The organism is Amycolatopsis sacchari, assembly GCF_900114035.1.
GTDB classification, from domain to species: domain Bacteria; phylum Actinomycetota; class Actinomycetes; order Mycobacteriales; family Pseudonocardiaceae; genus Amycolatopsis_E; species Amycolatopsis_E sacchari.
The window spans coordinates 55187-74033 of sequence record NZ_FORP01000025.1; the positions used below are offsets into that span (position 1 = coordinate 55187).

Sequence of the window (18847 nt, forward strand, 5' to 3'; positions counted from 1 at the left end):
GCCGAACCCCCTTCAGGCCCCTGACCTGCGAGGACGATCTCGGCCCGCTAGGTGGGCCCCCTCGCCGCGTGCTAGTATGGAGTCAGCGAAAGGGGCAGAGGACACATGGTTTTCAAGGTCGGAGAGACCGTCGTCTACCCGCACCACGGTGCCGCACTCATCGAAGCCATCGAGACCCGGGTGATCAAGGGCGAGGAGAAGCAGTACCTCGTGCTCAAGGTCGCCCAGGGTGATCTCACGGTTCGCGTTCCCGCCGACAACGCCGAGATCGTCGGCGTGCGGGATGTCGTCGGGCAGGATGGTCTGAACCGCGTCTTCGACGTGCTGCGTGCTCCCCACACCGAAGAGCCCACCAACTGGTCTCGTCGGTACAAGGCCAACCTCGAGAAGCTCGCCTCGGGCGACGTGAACAAGGTGGCCGAAGTGGTGCGCGACCTCTGGCGGCGTGAGAAGGACCGGGGCCTTTCCGCTGGCGAGAAGCGGATGCTGGCCAAGGCTCGGCAGATCCTGGTGAGTGAACTCGCCCTGGCGGAGGGCACCGACGAGGGCAAGGCGGAGACCCTCCTCGACGAGGTGCTGGAAACCGCGACGGTCTAGCCGGACGGCGCGGCACGGGGTCGGGCACAATCCGCTGATGATCACGGCTGCGCTCGTTCTCGCCGACACCGAGGGGCTGGACACCAGCGTCCGTGGTGAGCCGTTGCTGGCCCACTGCGTGCGTGGCGTGGCCGAGGCGGGCTGCGCCGGGCAACTGGTCGTCCTCGCCCCCGAGCGGCGAGTCGTCACATTCGAAAAAATCCTGCAGGCAGTACCCGGTACCGGGCAACGGTGCCGGGTACTGCCGTGTTCGCCCCACCGCGCCGAGTCGATCCGCTCGGCGCTCGACAGCCTGACCGGCCCGGCCCCCGACGTCGTCCTGCTGTGTGAGGCGGCGCGCGCGTTCGTGCCGCCCCCGGTCATCCGTGCGGTCGCGGAAACCGTTTTCGCGGGGGCGCCCGCCGCGGTTCCGGTGCTCCCCGTCACGGACACCGTCAAGCTCGTGGACTCCCGAGACGTGATCATCGCCACCGAGGACCGCGCCCGCCTGCGCACCGTACAGGGGCCGCTCGGCTGCACGCCCGAAGTGCTGCGTGAGGCGTGTGAACGGGGTGTGGACCCGGTCAGCGAACCCCCCGGTACGGTGCGGACGATCGCCGGGCACCAGAACGCGCTCCGGCTCGCGACGCCGTTCGACGTGGCCGTCGCGGAGGCACTGCTGAGCGAGGAGCAGGCGTGAGGATCGGTACCGGCGTCGACGTGCACCCGGTCGAGCGGGGACGTGAGTGCTGGATCGCGGGGCTGTTCTGGGAGGGCGTGGACGGGTGCGCCGGGCACTCCGACGGGGACGTGGCCGCGCACGCGCTGTGTGACGCGATGCTGTCCGCCGCGGGCCTGGGCGACCTCGGCGCGGTGTTCGGCACCGGCGACCCGCGCTGGGCCGGGGTGCACGGGCCGGAGTTCGTCGCCGAGGTGCGGCGGCGGATCGAGGCGGCCGGATGGCGGCTCGGCAACGCCTCCGTGCAGGTCATCGGCAACGCGCCGCGCATCGGCAAGCGCCGCGAGGAGGCGCAGGACGTGCTCGGGAAGGCCGCGGGCGGCCCCGTGAGCGTCAGCGGCACCACCACCGACGGGCTCGGCCTGACCGGCCGCGGCGAGGGGATCGCGGCGGTCGCGAGCGCGCTGCTGCTGCCGGCCGAGTAGCTCACAACTCCTGCCGGTGCGGCTGGCGCCCCGTTACGGTGGAGGCGTGATCCGTGCGGTGATGTTCGACTTTTCCGGCACCCTCTTCCGGCTCGAGCAGAACGAGAGCTGGCTGGTCCACCTCACCGACACCGACGGCGACCCGCTCGACATCGAGGCGCAGGCCGAGCTGATGCGGCGGATGACCGCTCCCACCGGGCAGGTCGTGCAGCTGTCGGAGGAGTACCAGCACGCCTGGGAGAACCGCGACCTCGACCCGGCGCTGCACGAGAAGATCTACCTCGAGGTGCTGCGCAAGTCCGGCGTTCCGCGCGTCGAGCAGGCCAAGGCGCTGTACAGCCGCCTGATCGACCCCGACGAGTGGACGCCGTACCCCGACACCGAGACGGCTCTCAAGGACACCGCGGCGAAGGGGCTGAAGGTCGGGGTGCTCAGCAACATCGCCTTCGACATCCGGCCCGCGTTCACCGCGCGCGGCCTCGACCAGTACGTCGACCAGTTCGTGCTGTCGTTCGAGGAGGGCGTCATCAAGCCGGACCCGGAGATCTTCCGGATCCTGCTCGGCCGGCTCGGCGTCGCGCCGGAGGAGGCGCTGATGGTCGGCGACAGCGAGGAGGCCGACGGCGGGGCCCGCGCGCTGGGGTGCGCGTTCGCGCTGGTCGACCCCCTGCCCACCAGCGAGCGCACGGACGGCCTGGTCACCGCGCTGCGGGCGCACGGGGTGCTCTAGCACACCGCCCCGGCGGGGCCCGTACCATTTCGGGGTGGCCTTACACCTCTTCGACACCGCGACCAGGAGCGTGCGGGAGTTCCACCCCGCCCGTAGTGGGACGGCGTCCGTCTACGTCTGTGGGGCCACCGTGCAGGGCGTTCCGCACATCGGGCACGTGCGGGGTGCGCTGAACTACGACGTGCTGCGCCGCTGGCTCGTCCACAGTGGACTGGACGTGCTGTTCGTGCGCAACGTCACCGACATCGACGACAAGATCCTCACCAAGGCCGCCGACGCGGACCGCCCGTGGTGGGAGTGGGCGTTCACCCACGAGCGTGCTTTCGAGGACGCGTACACCACGCTCGGCTGCCTGCCGCCCTCGATCGCGCCCCGCGCGACCGGGCACATCACGCAGATGGTCGAGCTGATGCAGCGCCTCATCGACAGCGGGCACGCGTACGCGGCGGGCGGTGACGTGTACTTCGCCGTCAGCACGTTCCCGGGGTACGGCGAGCTGTCGCGGCAGAAGCTCGACGAGGTGCAGCAGGGCGAGTCGCTCGGCGAGGGCAAGCGGGACCCGCGGGACTTCACGCTGTGGAAGAGCGCGAAGCCGGGCGAGCCGTCGTGGCCGACGCCCTGGGGCCCCGGCCGTCCGGGCTGGCACCTGGAGTGCTCGGCGATGGCGACGACGTACCTCGGCGCGGAGTTCGACATCCACGGCGGCGGCGTCGACCTGGTGTTCCCGCACCACGAGAACGAGCGGGCCCAGTCGAACGCGGCGGGCGACCCGTTCGCGCGGTACTGGCTGCACAACGCCTGGGTGACGCTGTCGGGCGAGAAGATGTCGAAGTCGCTGGGCAACACCGTGTCCATCGAGGCGATGCTGCGGAACTACCGACCGGTGGAGCTGCGGTACTACCTCGTGCAGCCGCACTACCGGTCCACGATCGAGTACTCGGACGGTGCGCTGTCCGAGGCGGCGCAGGGCTACCGGCGGATCGAGCAGTTCCTCCGCCGGGCCGTGAGCAGGCTGGGCGCGGTCGAGCCGGGCGCGCTGGCGCCGGAGTTCACCGCGGCGATGGACGACGACCTGTCCACCCCGGCCGCGGTCGCGGTGGTGCACAACGCGGTCCGCGAGGGCAACGCCGCACTCGACGGCGGGAACGACGAAGCGGCGCGGGAAGCGGCCGGTTCGGTGCGGGCGATGATGGGCGTGCTCGGGCTCGACCCGCTGGCGCCGGAGTGGGCGGAGAGCACGAGCACGGAGAGCCCGGCGCGGGACGCGCTGGCCGACCTCGTGGACGGCATGCTCGCCGAACGCCAGGAAGCCCGTGCGGCGCGTGACTTCGCGCGTGCGGACGCGGTGCGGGACCGGTTGCTCAAGGCCGGGATTTCAGTCGAAGACACACCAGATGGTCCTATGTGGACTGTGAGGGACGCGTAGGAACTATGGCAGGGAACTCGAAGCGCCGGGGTGCGATCCGCAATCCGGGGACGAAGAAGGGCGCCGTCAAGGGGTCCGGCGGGCAGCGTCGCAAGGGGCTGGAGGGCAAGGGCCCGACGCCGCGCGCCGAGAACCGGCCGGGGCACCCGGCGCAGCGCCGGGCGGCCGCCGCGGCGAAGGCGGCCGAGCGGGCTCGGGACAAGAAGGCCGAGGGGCCGGAGATCATCGCCGGGCGCAACCCCGTCGTGGAGGCGCTGCGGGCGGGCGTACCGGGTACGACGCTGTACGTGGCGCTGAACATCGACGCCGACGACCGCGTGAACGAGGCCGTGCGGATGGCGGCCGACAAGGGCATCTCGGTACTGGAGATCCCGCGCGAGGAGCTGGACCGCAAGACGAACCGGGCGGTGCACCAGGGGCTGGGCCTGCAGGTTCCGCCGTTCGAGTACACCCACCCGGACGACCTGCTCGCCATCGCCCGCGATTCCGGTGAGCCGCCGCTGCTGGTCGCGCTCGACGGCGTGACGGATCCGCGGAACCTGGGCGCGGTGGTGCGTTCGGCGGCGGCGTTCGGGGCGCACGGCGTGTTGTTGCCGGGGCGGCGCAGCGCCGGGATGACGGCGGTCGCGTGGCGCACGAGCGCCGGTACGGCCGCGCGGATGCCGATCGCGGTGGCGACGAACCTGACGCGCCAGCTGAAGGCGTGGGCGGGCGAAGGGCTGATGGTCGCGGGCCTCGACGCGGACGGTTCGGTGGACATCGACTCGATGGACCTGGCGACGGACCCGCTGGTCATCGTGCTGGGCTCGGAGGGCCGCGGCCTGTCCCGGCTGGTGCGCGAGACGTGCGACGTGACGGTGTCGATCCCGATGGCCGCCGGGGTGGAGTCGCTGAACGCCTCGGTGGCGGCGGCCGTGCTCCTGGCGGAAGTCGCCCGCAGGCGGCGGATCGCGGGCCGGATCTAGGGCTTTCGCTCCGGGCGGGGCTCGGTGGCTCGCGGCGGGTGACGAGGTCCGCGCTTCGGGCGGATCGCGCGCTTGGCGCCCCTCGCCCTGCTCGCACGCTTGAGGGCAGGGCGGCCGGTCGCTGCCCCGGGCGACGGTCTTCCGCTCCAGCAAATGCGGCCATCCCGGGCGGGGAATCCCGCCCCCCGGCGGCAGGCACTTGCTCCCGGCCGTTTCCTCAACAGCGCCGCCGCCTGCGGCAGGTGCTCCCGCTCGTGGCGGGCGCCACCGTTCCCAGGCAGGATTTCCGCTCGCGGCAATGCCACCCGGGCGAGGCTCCCGCCCCGTCACTCCCGGGGCGGCCCTCCGCCCCTGCGAACAAACCCCGCCTCCCGCCGACGCCCGGCCACCGCAGCCACTAACCCCGTCTCCCGTCCGCGCCCGGCCCCCGGCGAACAAACGCGCCTCCCGTCGCCAACCCGGCACCCCCGTCACCAACCCCACCTCCCGCCGACACCCGGCCACCCGAGCCACAGCCACCCACCTCCCGCCGATGCCCCCGATCCCTGTGAGGTCCAGGCCTTTTACCCCGGCGCGCGGCGTGCGTCGGTTAAGGTTCTCGGGCTGATCCTGATGGGGGGCCTCCGCACCGATGTCGTTCGTCTCGCCACTGTTCCTGTGGTACTTCATGCCGGCGTTGCTGCTCGCCGTGCTGGTGCTGCCGCGGAGCTGGCGCAACGGCATCGTCGCGGTCGCGAGCCTCGTCTTCTACGCGAGCGGCGCGGGCGCGTTCACACTGCTGCTGCTGGCGTGCATGGTGGTCAACTTCTTCGCGGGCACCGCGCTCGAACCGAACGAGTGGGACGTCCGCGCCGCCCGGCGGAAGCGGTTGCTGATCGGCGTGATCTGCTTCGACGTCGGCATGCTGGTGATCTGGAAGTACGCCGGGTTCGCGACGCAGCAGTTCGCGTTCCTGGCGCGGCTGCTGGGCGGCGACTTCCCGATCGTGCACCTCGCGCTGCCGATCGGCATCTCGTTCTTCACGTTCCACCACATCTCGTACGTCGTCGACATCTACCGCGGTGAGCGGCGGGCGTTGCGGAACCCGGTGTCGTTCGTGACGTACATCGCGATGTTCCCGCAGCTCGTGGCCGGGCCGATCGTGCGCTACCGGGAGATCGCGGACCAGCTCCCCCAGCAGCGGTCCCACCGGCTCGACGACATCGCGGCCGGCTTCCCGCGGTTCGCGCTGGGCCTGTGCAAGAAGACGATCATCGCCGACTCGCTGAACCCGATGGTCGAAGCGTGCTTCTCGACGCCGCCGGACAAGATGACGTTCGGGGTCGCGTGGCTGGGCGCGGTCGGGTACACGCTGCAGTTGTTCTTCGACTTCTCCGGTTACTCGGACATGGCGATCGGGCTCGGGCGGATGCTCGGGTTCCGGCTGCCGGAGAACTTCGCGCGGCCGTACTCGTCGGTGACGGTGACGGAGTTCTGGCGGCGGTGGCACATGTCGCTGTCGCGGTGGTTCCGGGACTACGTGTACATCTCGCTCGGCGGCAACCGGAAGGGCGCGGCGCGGACCTACCGGAACCTGTGCATCGTGTTCGTGCTGACCGGTTTCTGGCACGGCGCGAACTGGACGTTCCTGGTGTGGGGGTGCTACCACGGCGCGCTGCTGATCATCGAGCGCGCGTTCGGCTGGGACACCACCCCGGCCGCGCGCTGGCCCCGCCTCGGACGGCGGTTGCTGACGCTGGTGCTCGTGGTGTTCGGGTGGGTGTTCTTCAAGGCGCCGGACCTGCAGCAGGCGCTGACGATGATCGGCCACATGTTCCTGCCGGACTTCGCGGGCCTGACGGACGTCGTGTCGGCGGCGCTGACGAACCAGCGCCTGGTGATCCTCCTGCTCGCGCTGCTGGTGTTCGCCCTGCCCGCGCACCCCGTGACGGGCCCGCTGCTGGAGTCGTCGCGCACCCGCCCGGCGACGACGCTGCGGATCGGGGTCATGACGGCGGGCCTCGCCTACGCGACGATCCTGGTCGCGAACGGCACGTTCAGCCCTTTCCTGTACTACCAGTTCTGACGGTGGGGCTACGCGTCACGACTTCTCAGTCGCAGATGGAATAGCCGCTGAACTGCTGTTCGGCGATTCGCACAGATTCTCTGACGTGCCTGTGCAGTCCGCAGCGCCGTCTCAGGCCCTTGCCCTTCCTCTCAGCAACGGCAGGACGTCGGTCGCAGCGCTGAACCACGGGCGTCGCCCCTCGTGATCCCCCAAGACGAGTTCGGACGCACGCCTCGCCCCACGCGCCCTCCCTGAGGCATTCCTGGTGGTGTGACGGCCAGTCACACCACCTCTTACACATCCCCCACATGGGTATATTTCCTCAGTGATACCTGTGGATAACTCGGAGATTGTTATTTGATGGTTGTGAAGCACATTCATGTAACTCGCCCTGCTCGGGAGCAGATTCCGAGCTGTGGATAACTTGTGGATAAGTTGTGGATAACGGCTACATGTTGTGTGCAACTACACCCGAAGCTCCAACATGTTGCGGTTGGCTCACTTGCCTCGAACTGCTGTTCGGACCAAACTGGTGCAAGTCAGGCGCGGACGAAGGTCGAAGTTCGACCAGTGTTCCGCTTGGCGCGACAGTAAATCGACTGAGAGGTACTTCCACAATGAAGTTCAAGATCAGCCCCAGCGGGGCGCAGTGGTACTTCCGCATCTTCGTCACCGGCAACAGTCATGTTCTGGCGACGAGCGAGCTGTACCACAACAAGGCAGACGCGCGGCACGCCGCACAGTTGATCATTGACAACGCCGGCAGCGGCTACATCGAGGAGTAGCAAGCAGAAAGAACCCCTGTGGTCCGAAGTGTTACCACCACCTCGGACCACAGGGGTTCTCTTGTGACCGTAAAACGGACAGCGTGATATTGCCATACTGACGAAGTTGTGGATCATCGAGTCCATCGAGTCACGGCCGTCAGTCCTGCCAACGCTTCCGTGACTGCGTTCGCACCTGGTCCGCGCCCACCGCTACGGGCCACTCCCGGCTTCTTGATCCAAAACGCCCCGCGCTCCTGCCCCTGTGGGCAAAGATGGACCCCATGCACGTCACCCGCCGGAGGATGCCCGGCCAAGTCGTCGGGTCGTTGGTCGCCATCGTGTTCGGCGTGGTGTTCGTCGTGGTCAACAGTGGTGGGCTGCCCTCGCCGTGGCCGCTCGTGTTGCGGATCGCGGCCGCGGTCGTCGCCGTCGGGTTGCTCGTCGGGCTGCGCGGGGTCACGGCCCGGCCGGACGAGGGAAAGGGCTTCACCGACCGCCGTTACTGGCTCGTCGTCCTCGCGGAGGCCGTCGCCTTGTTCGGCGGGCTCGCGCTCATCAACGGCGTGTGGCGGCACAGCGAACTCGCCGTCGCGTGGATCGCGTTCGTCGTCGGGGTGCACTTCTTCGGGCTCGCCGTCGTGTTCCGGCTCCGCCGGTTCCACGCGCTCGGCGCGGTGCTGACCGTGCTCGGCCTCGCGGGGTTCGCGCTCGGCGCGGCAGGCGCCTCCGCGGCGACCATCGCGCTCGTGTCCGGGGTGCTGTCCGGCGCCGCGCTGTTCGCGACCGTCGCGGTGTCGCTGCGCCTCACACCGCCGGCAACCGCCGCTTGAGCAGGCAGAACTCGTTCCCCTCCGGATCGGCGAGCACGTGCCACTCCTCGGTGCCCGTCTGGCCCACGTCGGCGCGCACCGCGCCCAGCGCGAGCAGCCGCTCCAGTTCCGCGTCCTGCTCACGGTCCGTCGGGTTCACGTCCAGGTGCAGCGGGAGCTTGCCACGCTTGGGAGCCGCCGAAGGGCTGAGCACCAGCGTCGGCTGCGGCCCGCCGAACCCGACGCCCGGCGGGCCGATTTCGATGCTCCCGTCGTCCTCCCTGCCGACCTCCACGTAGCCCAGCACCGCGCACCAGAACGCCGCCAGGCGCTCGGGATCACGGACGTCCAGTACGAGTTCGCTGATCCGGCAGGCCATGCGGGACAACCTACCCGTGCGCGACGAGTTCCTCGGTCTCCCGCTCGATCGCCGCACGCACCTTGTCCGTGGACACGGCCAGCGCCACCGCCCAGTAGAAGACCACCAGGCTGAACACGATCACCACGACCAGGTCCCACCACTCCGGCAGCGCCTTGAGCTCGCCGCCGTCGCCGTACCGGCCGAGCCACGCGATCAGCACCATCCCGCCCAGCCAGACCGGCACCCACGTCACGGCCTTCCAGTCCACCGGCAGGCGGTCGGCGGGCTTCGTCGTGGCGCGGGCGATGAGGAACAACACGAAGCCCACCACGATCGCGATCATGATCTTCCACGTGATCTCGAACCCGGTCCAGTAGATGATCAGGTTCGCCGCCACGAACCCGGCGGGCGCGAGCACGTGGCCCGCCGGCGCGCGGTACGGCCGCGTGCGCTCCGGGTCCCGCTTGCGCAGCGCGATCATCGACACCGGCGCGAACGCGTACATCAGCGCCGTCGCCGACGTGATCACCTCGACCAGGTCCTGCCAGCTGGGGAACGGCAGGAACATGATCTCGCCGACCACGAACGACAGCAGGATCGCCCACACCGGCACCCCGCGCACGCTCAGCTTGCCCAGCTGCTTCGGCAGCACCCGCTCCTTGCCCATCGCGTACGACAACCGCGACGACGTGCCGAGGTAGAGCAGACCGGTGCCCGCCGGGGAGACGAACGCGTCCGCGTACAGGATGTACGCCAGCCAGCCCGCGCCGGCGAGCGTCGCGAGTGTCGCGTATGGACCGAACGAGCCCTGCGTGATCGGGTTGTCCCAGTTCTTCGCGATGGACGCTGGGTCGAGCGAACCGATGAACGCGATCTCCAGCAGCAGGTAGACGATCGTGCCGATCACCATCGCCGTGATGATCGCGCGCGAGATGTCCTTCTGCGGGTTACGGGACTCGCCACCCAGCTGCACCGCCTGCTCGAAACCCTGCAGCGCGAACACGACACCGACCGGCAGCGCCGCGAACACCCCGTGCGCACCGGACGGCGCGAACCCTCCGCCCGCCGTGAAGTTGCCGGGGTGGAACCGCAGCGACAGCAACACGACCACGGTCAGCACCGGGACCGCGACCTTCCAGATCACCGTCGCCGAGTTGCTCTCCGACAACAGCTTCACGCCGACCAGGTTGATCACCGTGAAGACCAGCATCAGCAGGGAAGCCCAGGCGAACCCGCTCGCCGTCAGCGTTTCCCCACCGGTGTGCAGCAGGTTCAGGTGCTGTTTGACCCAGGTGATGTTGTCCAGGTACTGCAGGCTCGCCTCGACCTCCACCGGCGCCAGCGCGACCGCCTGCAGCCACGCGACCCAGCCGCCGGCGAACCCACCGAGCACGCCGTAGGCCAGCGCGGGGAACCGCGCCGTGCCACCCGCCATCGGGTACGCGGCGCCCAGCTCGGCGTGCACCAGCGCGAGGGTCGCCATGATGACCGCGGTCAGGACCCACGACAGCAACGACGCGGGGCCGGCCACCTTCGCGGCTTTCAGCGCGCCGAGCAGCCAGCCGGATCCGATGATCGAACCGAGCGACACGAACATCAGGCCGTAGAAGCCGACCGACCTGCGCAGGTGCGGAGTACCTGCTTTCGTGGACTGGACGGGTTTGACCATGGAAAGCCTCGCTCCCGAATTCACCACCGGCGATGATGGCGAACTCTACGGGACGGCGGAATGGTGTTTCCCCCGCAGGTGGGTTTTGGCCGAGGAATTCGGACTTCTCGTTAATAGCGGACAAACCGCAGGTCGGGGCCCATCCGGGAACGAAAAAGCCGCCTTTCCGCGTGAGCGAAAAGGCGGCTGCGAACGGGAAATGGGACGTCAGGCGGGCACCTTCGGCGATTCCTCCGCCGGCACGAGTTCCTTGAGCGCCTCCTGCAGCGCGGAATGCGTCGCGGTGAGCCGTTCGGTGACCTCGCGCTTGAATTCCGCGGCCTGCGTGCGGTTGTGCTCGGCCTCGGCCAGCTGCTGCTCGGCGTCGGCGACGAGCACCGCGGCGCGCTCCTCCGCCTCGCGGGTCTGCGTGGACAGGCGCTCCTCGGTGGCGGACACCTTCGCGGCGAGCGCCTCCTCGGTCTCGCGGACCTTGGTGGACAGCGATTCCTCGGTGTCGCGGACCTTCGTGGCCAGCGACTCCTCGGTCTCGCGGACCTTCTTGCTCAGCGCTTCCTCGGTGGTCGAGACCTTGGTCGCGAGCTGCTCCTCGGCCTCGGCGATCTTGAGGGAGAGCTCCTCCTCCGCCTTCTGCTCGGCGGCGGCGCGGCGCTGGTCGGCCTCGGCGTCGAGGCGGGCGCGCTCGGCCTCGGCCTCGCTGTTGAGCCGCTCGATCTCGGCCCGCGCGTTCGCCATCAGGTCTTCGTGCTCGGCCTTGAGCTTCGCGGTGAGCGCCTGGTACTCGGCTTCCAGCTCGTTGCGCCGCTCCGCGATCTCGGCCTCGCGCTCGGAGACCCACTTGTCGGTCGCCTTGCGGGTGTCGTGGTCGTACTTGTCGGCCTCGGCGCGGATCTGCTCGGCCTGGTTCTCCGCCTGCTGGCGCAGCTCGGCGATCTCCTCCTCGGCCAGCTGCATCATGGACCGGACGCGCTCGGTCATGGTGGCGGCGCTGTTGGGGTCGCTGGCCATGCGCGACAGGGCGGCCTTGGTCTCGGCCAGCTCCTGCTGCGCGTAGCTGAGGGCCTTCGTCAGCTCGGACACCGAGGACACCGCGTCGTCGCGGGCCTGGGCGAGCTCCTTCATCTCGGCGGCGAGCTGGTTGAGGCGCTCGTCGACCGGTACCCGGTCGTAGCCGCGGAAGACGAGCGGGAAGTGGGGGTTACCGACGGACGGTTCCGTCGACTGGATGGGGGACTGGGCAGGGGGCATGCGGCGACCTTAGTGGGTCCGCTCGCCGGATTCCATACCGCCATTCGAACGCTTCACTCACGGTGGATGGACCATGCACGTGCGGCCGAGCCGCCCAGTACGCCGGGCCCGGACCGCCGGTTACGGTTGCCGCGGGAGCCGGGAGGGGGAGCGGGTGGAACTGCAGCGGATCGTCGCGGACCTGGGCGCGCACTGGCCGGTCTACGTCACGATGCCGTTCGTCGCGGCGCTGATCGGGTACGTCACCAAGCGGGTCGCGATCGAGATGATGTTCCGGCCCATCGAGTTCGTCGGGATCCCCCCGTTCCTCGGCTGGCAGGGCGTGCTGCCCGCCAACGCCGAGCGCATGGCCACGACCGCGACCCAGACCCTCACCCGCAACCTCGTCGACCCGAAGGAGGTCTTCTCCCGGCTCGACCCGGACGAGCTCGCGAAGCAGATCGAGGGCCCGCTGCTGGAGGTCGTCGAGGACGTCACGCGCGAGGTGATGGAGCAGTACCAGGCGCGGCTGTGGGAGGCGCTGCCCGAGGGCGCCAGGCAGCTGCTGCTCAACCGCGTGCGGGCGGAGTCGCCGAAGGTGATCGCCAAGATCATGCGCGAGATCTCGCACGACGTCGACGAGGTGCTGGACCTGGAGCACATGGTCGTGAAGAACCTCGTGCGCGACAAGGCGCTGCTCAACCGCCTGATCCGGAACATCTCGCGGCCGGAGATGCGGTTCATCGCGCGCTCCGGGCTGGTGTTCGGGTTCGCGCTGGGCATCGTGCAGCTGGTCGTGTGGGCGGCGACGAAGTCCCCGATCGTGCTGCCGTTGTTCGGGCTCGGCATCGGCTGGTTCACCGACTGGCTCGCGCTGAAGATGATCTTCCTGCCGCGCGAGCCGCGGGAGTTCTTCGGCCTCTACACCTGGCAGGGCGTGTTCCAGAAGCGGCGGGACCAGGTCGCGGCCGACTACGGCGACATGATCGCGCGGGAGATCATCACGATCCCGAACCTGCTGGAGGAGGTGCTGCGCGGCCCGCGGTCCGACCGGCTGTTCCAGATGATCACGCGTGAGGTGCAGCGCACGATCGACACGCAGGCGGGGCTGGTCAAGCCGCTGGTGGTCGCGGCGGTGGGCAGCCGGCGGTACCAGGAGATGAAGCAGGCCGCCGCGATCAAGGCGGCCGAGCGAGTGCCGGACACCATCCGCTACGCCGAGGAGTACGCGGTCAACGCGCTGGACGTGCGGAACACGATCGTCGAGCGGATGCGGCGACTGTCCCCTGTGGAGTTCGAGGGGCTGCTGCGCCCGGCGTTCCGGCAGGACGAGTGGAAGTTGATCGCGGTGGGTGCCGTCATCGGCGGTCTCGTGGGCGAACTGCAGGTACTGCTCCTGCTGCACTAGTCTCCCGGAGAAAGGGAGGGAGGTCAGGAGGTGGCGCAGGACCTCGCCGCGCACTGGCCGGTGTACCTCCTGATCCCGTTCGTCGCCGCGCTCATCGGTTACCTCACCAAGCGCGTCGCGATCGAGATGATGTTCCGCCCGCTGGAGTTCGTCGGCATCCCGCCGTGGCTGGGCTGGCAGGGCGTGGTGCCCAAGCACGGCGGGCGGATGGCGGCGATCGCCACCGAACTGCTCACGTCGAACCTGCTCGACCTCAAGGAGATCTTCGCCCGCATCGAGCCCGCCCGGCTGACCGCGGAGATCGAGCAGCCGCTCCTGCGCGCGATCGACGACATCACCCGCGACGTGCTCGCCGAGTACCAGCCGAGGTTGTGGGAAGCACTGCCGGCGATGGCGCAGGAGCTGGTCGTCAAGCAGGTGCAGGCGGCGGCGCCGCGGTTCGTCCAGGACCTGGTGACGGACCTGCGGGAGAACCTGGACGAGGTGCTCGACGTCAAGCACATGGCCGTCCAGCGGCTCACCCGCGACAAGGCGCTGCTCGTCCGGCTGATCCGCGAGACCACGCGGCCCGAGATGGCGTTCATCGCGCGCTGCGGCAGCTACTTCGGTTTCGGGCTCGGGCTCGTGCAGGCCGTCGTGTGGGCGCTGACGAAGAACCCGTGGGTGCTGCCGGTGTTCGGCGGCTGCATCGGGCTGTTCACCGACTGGCTCGCGATCAAACTGATCTTCCTGCCGCGGGAGCCGGTGCGGGTGCTGGGGCTGACCCTGCAGGGCAAGTTCCAGCGGCGCCGCCGCGAGGTCGCGCGCGAGTACGGCGAGGTGATCGCGCGCGAGGTGCTCACGACGCGGAACCTGCTCGACGCGATCCTGCGCGGTCCGCGCGCCGACCAGATGGTCGCGATGGTGCGGCGGGTCGTGTCCAAGGCCGTCGACGAGCAGGCCGGGCGACTGGTGTCGCTGACGGTCGGCGCGCCACGGCTGCGGGAGCTGAAGACCGCGGCGGCCGACCGGGCGGTGGCGCTGCTGCCGGACACCGTGCGGCACGCCGAGGGCTACCTGACCGGGGCCATGGACGTCGCGCACGTCGTGGAGCGGCGGATGCTCGCGCTCAGCCCCCGCCAGTACGAGAACCTGCTGCGTCCGGCGTTCCGGCAGGAGGAGTGGAAGCTGATCGCGGTGGGCGGGGTGATCGGTTTCCTCGTCGGGGAGCTGCAGGTCCTGCTGATGCTGCACTGAGCGGCGTCAGCCTGCCGGTGCCGGCGCGAGCTCCGGTGCGGCGACCTTGCCCGCGCGGCCGCGGCGGTACGCGATCACCCGGCACACCAGGTAGATCAGGAACGAGATCGCCGTGACGAAGGCGCTCACCGGGACCCCGGGCGCCAGCGACAGCACGATCCCGCCCAGTGCGGCGGCCTCCGCGAACACCACGGCCAGCACCGTCGCGCGCCAGGGGCTCGCCGTCACGCGCATCGCGGCCGCGGCCGGGGTCACCATCAGCGCCACCACCAGCAGCGAGCCGACGATCTGCACGCCGAGCGCCGTCGCGATGCCCACCAGCACCGCGAACACCACCGACAGCACCCGGCCCGGCACACCACGCGCGGCCGCGACGTGCGGGTCCACGCTCGCGAACAGCAGCGGCCGGTAGATCCCCGCGAGCACGAGCAGCACGACCACCGCCGCGGCGACCAGCACCACGATGTTCGTCGTGTCGATCGAGACGATCTGGCCCACCAGGATGCCGAACTTGTTCGACGTGCGCCCCGGGTAGAACGTCAGCAGCAGCACCCCGAGCCCCAGCCCGAACGACAGGATCACGCCGATCACCGAGTCGCGATCGGACTCCCGGCCGCCGAGCAGGCCCAGCAGCAGCGCCGCCAGCACGGACCCGGCGAGCGCGCCGTACTCCACGCCGATGCCCAGCAGCAGCGCGCCGGCCGCGCCGGTGAACGCCAGCTCGGCCGTCCCGTGCACGGCGAACGACATCCGCCGCGTCACGATCAGCGGCCCCAGCACACCCGCGACGAGCCCGAGCACCGCCGCCGCCAGCAGCGCCGTCTGCACGAACGGCTGGGCCAGCAGCTGCCCGGTCAGCCCGAAGTCGAACATCCGGTCCACTCAGGACACCCGCTCTTCCGGTTCGAGGTGGTGCGCCTCGTCCTCGCACAGCGCGCTCTGCGCACCGGCGATGTGGATCTGGCCGCCCACCCGCAGCACCTCGATCTTCGTCCGGTACAGCTCCGACAACGTCTTCGAGTTCATCACCTCTTCGGGCGTGCCGATCCGGAACCGGCCGTCCACGAGGTACAGCACTCTGTCCACATAGGACAGAACGGGGTTCAGCTCGTGGGTCACGAACAGCACCGCCGTCCCGGCCTCGCGCCGCCGCCGGTCGATCAGCGCGCTCACCGCGCGCTGGTGCCCGAGGTCCAGCGACAGCAACGGCTCGTCGCACAGCAGCACGTCCGGGTCGCCGATCAGGGCCTGCGCGACACGCAGCCGCTGCTGCTCGCCACCGGAAAGCCGGCCGACGGGCGACTTCGCGTACGCCGACGCGCCGACGGAGTCGATCGCGGCCGCGACACGGCGCCGCCGCTCCCGCAGCCCACGCAGGCCGAGACCCCAGCGGTGCCCGTCGAGCCCCAGCCCGACGAGGTCGACGCCACGCAGGGTGAGCGCCTCCTGCATCGCCCGCTGCTGCGGCACGTACCCGACCGGGTGGTCGCTCGCGATCCGCCAGGAACCGGCGGACAGCGGCTGCAGCCCCAGCAGCACCTTCAGCAGGCTCGTCTTGCCGGACCCGTTCGGCCCGAGGATCGCGACGAACTCGCCGGGCTGGACGCTCAGGTCCAGCCCGGACCACAGCGTGCGCCCGCCGAAGGCCAGGCTCGCGCCGGAGATCTCGGCTGCGGGACTCAAGAGTTCAGTGCTCCTGCCAGTGCGTCGACTTCGCTGGTCATCCAGGAAATGTAGTCCGTGGCACCGGCGGGCAGCGTCTCGGTCACGTCCACCACGGGCAGTCCGGCCTGCTTCGCGTTGTTCACCACCTGCTGCGTCACCGGCGTGACCGTCTGCGCGTTGTTGACGACGGCCTTGACCTGCTTGCCCGAGATCAGGGCGTTGACCTCGGCCAGCGCGGCGGCCGGGACGTCGCTCTCCTCCTCGACGGCCTCGGAGAACTCGTGCGGCGTGGCGTCGGTGACCTTCGCGGTCTCCAGCAGGTAGTGCGCGACCGGTTCGGTGGCGATGACCTTGCTGTCCGGGTGTGCGGCGCCGGCCTGCTCGGTCTTCGCCTGCAGCTCGGCCACCTTGGTCTTGAACGCGTTCGCGTTGGCGGTGAAGGTCTGGGCCGCCGAGGGGCGCAACTGCCCCAGCTCGGCGGCGACCTGGTCGGCGACCTTCTGGACGGAGGCGAAGCTGTACCAGACGTGCTCGTTCTCATCGCCCGTCGCGGCGATGTCGTACGCGACCAGCTTCTTGGCGTTCGTCGCCTGGTCGGCCAGCTTGGTGAAGAAGTCGTCGTAGCCGCCGCCGTTGGCGAGCGTCAGCTGCGCCCGCTGCGCGGCGAGCGCGTCCTGCGGGGTGGTCTCGTACGAGTGCGGGTCGGCGGCCGGGTCGTGGATGATCGACGTGACCTGCACCTGGTCGCCCCCGACGGCCGACACCACGCTGCCCCAGACGTCGGTGGACGCGACGGCCTCGACCTTCCCGCCGCTGTCGCCCGCGGTGTTACCACCACCACACGCGGCGAGCGCCAGCACCAGTGCGGTGGCGGCGGAGGCCAGGCCGATCAGGCGCGGCAAACGACTGGAACGCATCACGACTTCTCCCGAAAGTGGCAGGTAGCGGCACCGTCAGTAGTTATTGGAAACGGTTTTCGAGTTCACCTTACGCTACCGGGTGACGATCTTGGCAAGCCGGGTTACGGCTGTCTGAACGCCGCGTTGCGGGCAGCACTTCCCCCACGTGCTCCGCGCCGACTTCAGGAATCCGTTCTGAACCGTTACGGTTCCCTCATGGGGCGTCCTATGCGCATGAGGCGACAGGCGACGTTGGCGTCGCTCGCCGCGGAACTCGGCGTGTCCAGGACCACGGTGTCCAACGCCTACAACCGGCCCGACCAGCTCTCCCCCGAACTGCGCCGCCGCGTGCTGGAGACCGCCCGCCGCCTCGGTTACCCGGGCCCCGACCCGGTGGCCCGCTCGCTGCGCACGCGCAAGGCCGGCGCGGTCGGGCTGCTGCTCACCGAGAACCTGTCGTACGCCTTCCGCGACCCCGCCGCCATCGGCGTGCTCGAAGGGCTCGCGCTCGCGTGCGAGGACGCCGGCGTCGGTCTGCACCTGGTGCCCGCCAGCCCCGGCCGCGACGACGTCGCCGCCGTGCACCGCGCGGGCGTCGACGGGTTCGTCGTCTACTCGGTGCCGGACGACGACCCCCACCTGGCCGCCGTGCTGGCCCGCCCGGTGCCCACCGTGATCATCGACCAGCCGCAGGTCGACGGGCTCGACCGCGTGGGTCCCGACGACGCGGCGGCGATCACGAAGCTCGCCGAGCACCTCGTCGGGCTCGGCCACCGGCAGGTCGGCGTGCTGTGCATGCGGCTGGGCCGGGACCGCAACGACGACTTCGTGTCGCTGGAACGCCAGCGCACCGCGCACTTCCACGTGCAGCGCACCCGGCTGGAGGCGCTCGCGACCGCGTTCGGCAAGGCCGGGGTGGACTGGGCGACCGTGCCGGTCGTCGAGCGCTTCGAGCACACGGTGGACGAGGGCGCCTCGGCGGCCCGGCAGCTGCTCGGCGCGTACCCGCAGGTCACGGCCCTGATCTGCACCTCGGACATCCTCGCGCTCGGCGCGCTCGCCGAGGCGGAGCGCCGCGGCCTGCGCGTGCCCGCCGACCTGACCGTGACCGGGTTCGACGGCATCGCCGAGGCCGAGCGGCTCGGGCTCACCACCGTGCACCAGCCGGTGCTGGAGAAGGGCCGGGCCGCGGGCAAGCTGCTGCTCGCCGCGGGTGAGCACGTCAACCCGAAGGTGATCACGCTCGAGACCGAGCTGCGCATCGGCACGACCTCCGCGCCGCCGCGCACGATGGAGGAGCACTGGTTCGGACCGTGATGTTCGTCGGTCCCGATTGCCCCGTGCCCGCCGGCCAGGTCAAATGGAGCAGGCCGACACCGATGCCGGGAGGAGACGGATGACCGCGATCGAGGAGCTGCTCAAGCGCCACCAGGAGCTCGAGGACAGGTTGCGGGGTGACCGTTCCTCGCCGCAGCCCTCGCTGCACGTGGCGATCCTGACGTGCATGGACGCCCGCATCCGGGTGTTCGAGCTGTTCGGCCTCATCCAGGGCGAGGCGCACATCCTGCGCAACGCGGGCGGCGTCGTGACCGACGACGTGATCCGCTCGCTCGCCCTGTCCCAGCGCAAGCTCGGCACCACCGAGGTGATCATCGTCCAGCACACCACGTGCGGCCTGTCGATGGTGACCGAGGACGACTTCAAGGACGAGCTGGAGCAGGACACCGGGCTGCGGCCGACGTGGACGGTGGAGGCGTTCCGCGACGTCGCCGACAGCGTGCGCACCTCGATGCGGCGGGTCAAGCGCAGCGCGTACCTCCCGCACACCGACAACGTGCGTGGTTTCGTCTACGACGTGCACACCGGCGACCTGACCGAGGTCGACGGCTAACCTGGGC

Annotated in this window: 19 protein-coding genes; 13 read left to right on the top strand and 6 right to left on the bottom strand. The window is 70.0% G+C overall.

Annotated elements, in window-relative coordinates; genetic code table 11:
• Positions 1-105 precede the first annotated feature (105 nt).
• From BMZ92_RS30085 to BMZ92_RS30125, 9 genes are all read left to right on the top strand, one after another.
• Positions 106-597 carry a CarD family transcriptional regulator gene (locus BMZ92_RS30085; RefSeq protein ID WP_017985377.1) on the top strand — a complete coding sequence of 164 codons (492 nt, stop codon included), beginning with the start codon at positions 106-108 and terminating at the stop codon, positions 595-597.
• Between the two features lie 37 nt (positions 598-634).
• On the top strand, positions 635-1276 hold the full coding sequence (locus BMZ92_RS30090) for an IspD/TarI family cytidylyltransferase (protein WP_091514451.1): 642 nt from the start codon (positions 635-637) through the stop codon (positions 1274-1276).
• Complete coding sequence (gene ispF / locus BMZ92_RS30095; protein ID WP_091514452.1) at positions 1273-1740, top strand: 2-C-methyl-D-erythritol 2,4-cyclodiphosphate synthase; 468 nt, start codon at positions 1273-1275, stop codon at positions 1738-1740. Before BMZ92_RS30090 ends, ispF begins: the two co-directional genes overlap by 4 nt.
• A 61-nt stretch (positions 1741-1801) precedes the next feature.
• Positions 1802-2470: an HAD family hydrolase gene (locus BMZ92_RS30100; RefSeq protein WP_091514549.1), complete on the top strand. Its 669-nt coding sequence runs from the start codon at positions 1802-1804 to the stop codon at positions 2468-2470.
• A 34-nt stretch (positions 2471-2504) separates the two neighbouring features.
• Positions 2505-3896 (top strand): cysteine--tRNA ligase, encoded by a 1392-nt coding sequence (gene cysS / locus BMZ92_RS30105; protein WP_091514455.1) that lies wholly within the window; start codon positions 2505-2507, stop codon positions 3894-3896.
• A 5-nt stretch (positions 3897-3901) separates the two neighbouring features.
• Positions 3902-4861 carry a 23S rRNA (guanosine(2251)-2'-O)-methyltransferase RlmB gene (gene rlmB / locus BMZ92_RS30110; RefSeq protein WP_091514457.1) on the top strand — a complete coding sequence of 320 codons (960 nt, stop codon included), beginning with the start codon at positions 3902-3904 and terminating at the stop codon, positions 4859-4861.
• 631 nt (positions 4862-5492) lie between these two features.
• Positions 5493-6926 carry an MBOAT family O-acyltransferase gene (locus BMZ92_RS30115; protein ID WP_091514460.1) on the top strand — a complete coding sequence of 478 codons (1434 nt, stop codon included), beginning with the start codon at positions 5493-5495 and terminating at the stop codon, positions 6924-6926.
• Positions 6927-7525: 599 nt separating this feature from the next.
• Positions 7526-7693, top strand: a complete 168-nt coding sequence (locus tag BMZ92_RS37620) for a YegP family protein (protein WP_177228935.1) — start codon at positions 7526-7528, stop codon at positions 7691-7693.
• Between the two features lie 263 nt (positions 7694-7956).
• Positions 7957-8505, top strand: a complete 549-nt coding sequence (locus BMZ92_RS30125; protein ID WP_091514464.1) for a hypothetical protein — start codon at positions 7957-7959, stop codon at positions 8503-8505.
• Here the strand turns inward: BMZ92_RS30125 and BMZ92_RS30130 are convergent.
• The 3 genes from BMZ92_RS30130 to BMZ92_RS30140 form a co-directional block, all read right to left on the bottom strand.
• The gene (locus tag BMZ92_RS30130) at positions 8480-8863 is read right to left on the bottom strand and encodes a VOC family protein (RefSeq protein ID WP_091514467.1); all 384 of its coding nucleotides are present in this window, start codon (positions 8861-8863) and stop codon (positions 8480-8482) included. The two genes, BMZ92_RS30125 and BMZ92_RS30130, sit on opposite strands and share 26 nt — an antisense overlap.
• Positions 8864-8873: 10 nt before the next feature.
• Positions 8874-10514 carry an APC family permease gene (locus tag BMZ92_RS30135; protein ID WP_091514469.1) on the bottom strand — a complete coding sequence of 547 codons (1641 nt, stop codon included), beginning with the start codon at positions 10512-10514 and terminating at the stop codon, positions 8874-8876.
• Between the two features lie 207 nt (positions 10515-10721).
• Complete coding sequence (locus tag BMZ92_RS30140; RefSeq protein ID WP_245783338.1) at positions 10722-11762, bottom strand: coiled-coil domain-containing protein; 1041 nt, start codon at positions 11760-11762, stop codon at positions 10722-10724.
• Between the two features lie 211 nt (positions 11763-11973).
• Between BMZ92_RS30140 and BMZ92_RS30145 the strand changes: the two genes are divergently transcribed.
• Positions 11974-13149, top strand: a complete 1176-nt coding sequence (locus BMZ92_RS30145) for a DUF445 domain-containing protein (RefSeq protein ID WP_425425877.1) — start codon at positions 11974-11976, stop codon at positions 13147-13149.
• A gap of 30 nt (positions 13150-13179) precedes the next feature.
• Positions 13180-14385 carry a DUF445 domain-containing protein gene (locus BMZ92_RS30150; RefSeq protein WP_091514475.1) on the top strand — a complete coding sequence of 402 codons (1206 nt, stop codon included), beginning with the start codon at positions 13180-13182 and terminating at the stop codon, positions 14383-14385.
• 6 nt (positions 14386-14391) lie between these two features.
• Here the strand turns inward: BMZ92_RS30150 and BMZ92_RS30155 are convergent, their stop codons facing one another.
• The 3 genes from BMZ92_RS30155 to BMZ92_RS30165 are packed head-to-tail and all read right to left on the bottom strand — an operon-like array spanning position 14392 to position 16967.
• Positions 14392-15258, bottom strand: a complete 867-nt coding sequence (locus BMZ92_RS30155; protein ID WP_245783342.1) for a metal ABC transporter permease — start codon at positions 15256-15258, stop codon at positions 14392-14394.
• 9 nt (positions 15259-15267) lie between these two features.
• Positions 15268-16068 (bottom strand): metal ABC transporter ATP-binding protein, encoded by an 801-nt coding sequence (locus BMZ92_RS30160; RefSeq protein ID WP_091514481.1) that lies wholly within the window; start codon positions 16066-16068, stop codon positions 15268-15270.
• Positions 16065-16967 carry a metal ABC transporter solute-binding protein, Zn/Mn family gene (locus BMZ92_RS30165; RefSeq protein WP_091514484.1) on the bottom strand — a complete coding sequence of 301 codons (903 nt, stop codon included), beginning with the start codon at positions 16965-16967 and terminating at the stop codon, positions 16065-16067. The genes BMZ92_RS30160 and BMZ92_RS30165 overlap by 4 nt, the downstream gene beginning before the upstream one ends.
• A gap of 198 nt (positions 16968-17165) precedes the next feature.
• On the opposite strand from BMZ92_RS30165, the gene BMZ92_RS30170 reads away from it, so the two are divergent.
• Both BMZ92_RS30170 and BMZ92_RS30175 read left to right on the top strand, forming a co-directional pair.
• On the top strand, positions 17166-18266 hold the full coding sequence (locus BMZ92_RS30170; RefSeq protein WP_091514486.1) for a LacI family DNA-binding transcriptional regulator: 1101 nt from the start codon (positions 17166-17168) through the stop codon (positions 18264-18266).
• Between the two features lie 79 nt (positions 18267-18345).
• Positions 18346-18840 carry a beta-class carbonic anhydrase gene (locus BMZ92_RS30175; RefSeq protein ID WP_091514488.1) on the top strand — a complete coding sequence of 165 codons (495 nt, stop codon included), beginning with the start codon at positions 18346-18348 and terminating at the stop codon, positions 18838-18840.
• The last annotated feature ends 7 nt before the right edge of the window (positions 18841-18847 follow it).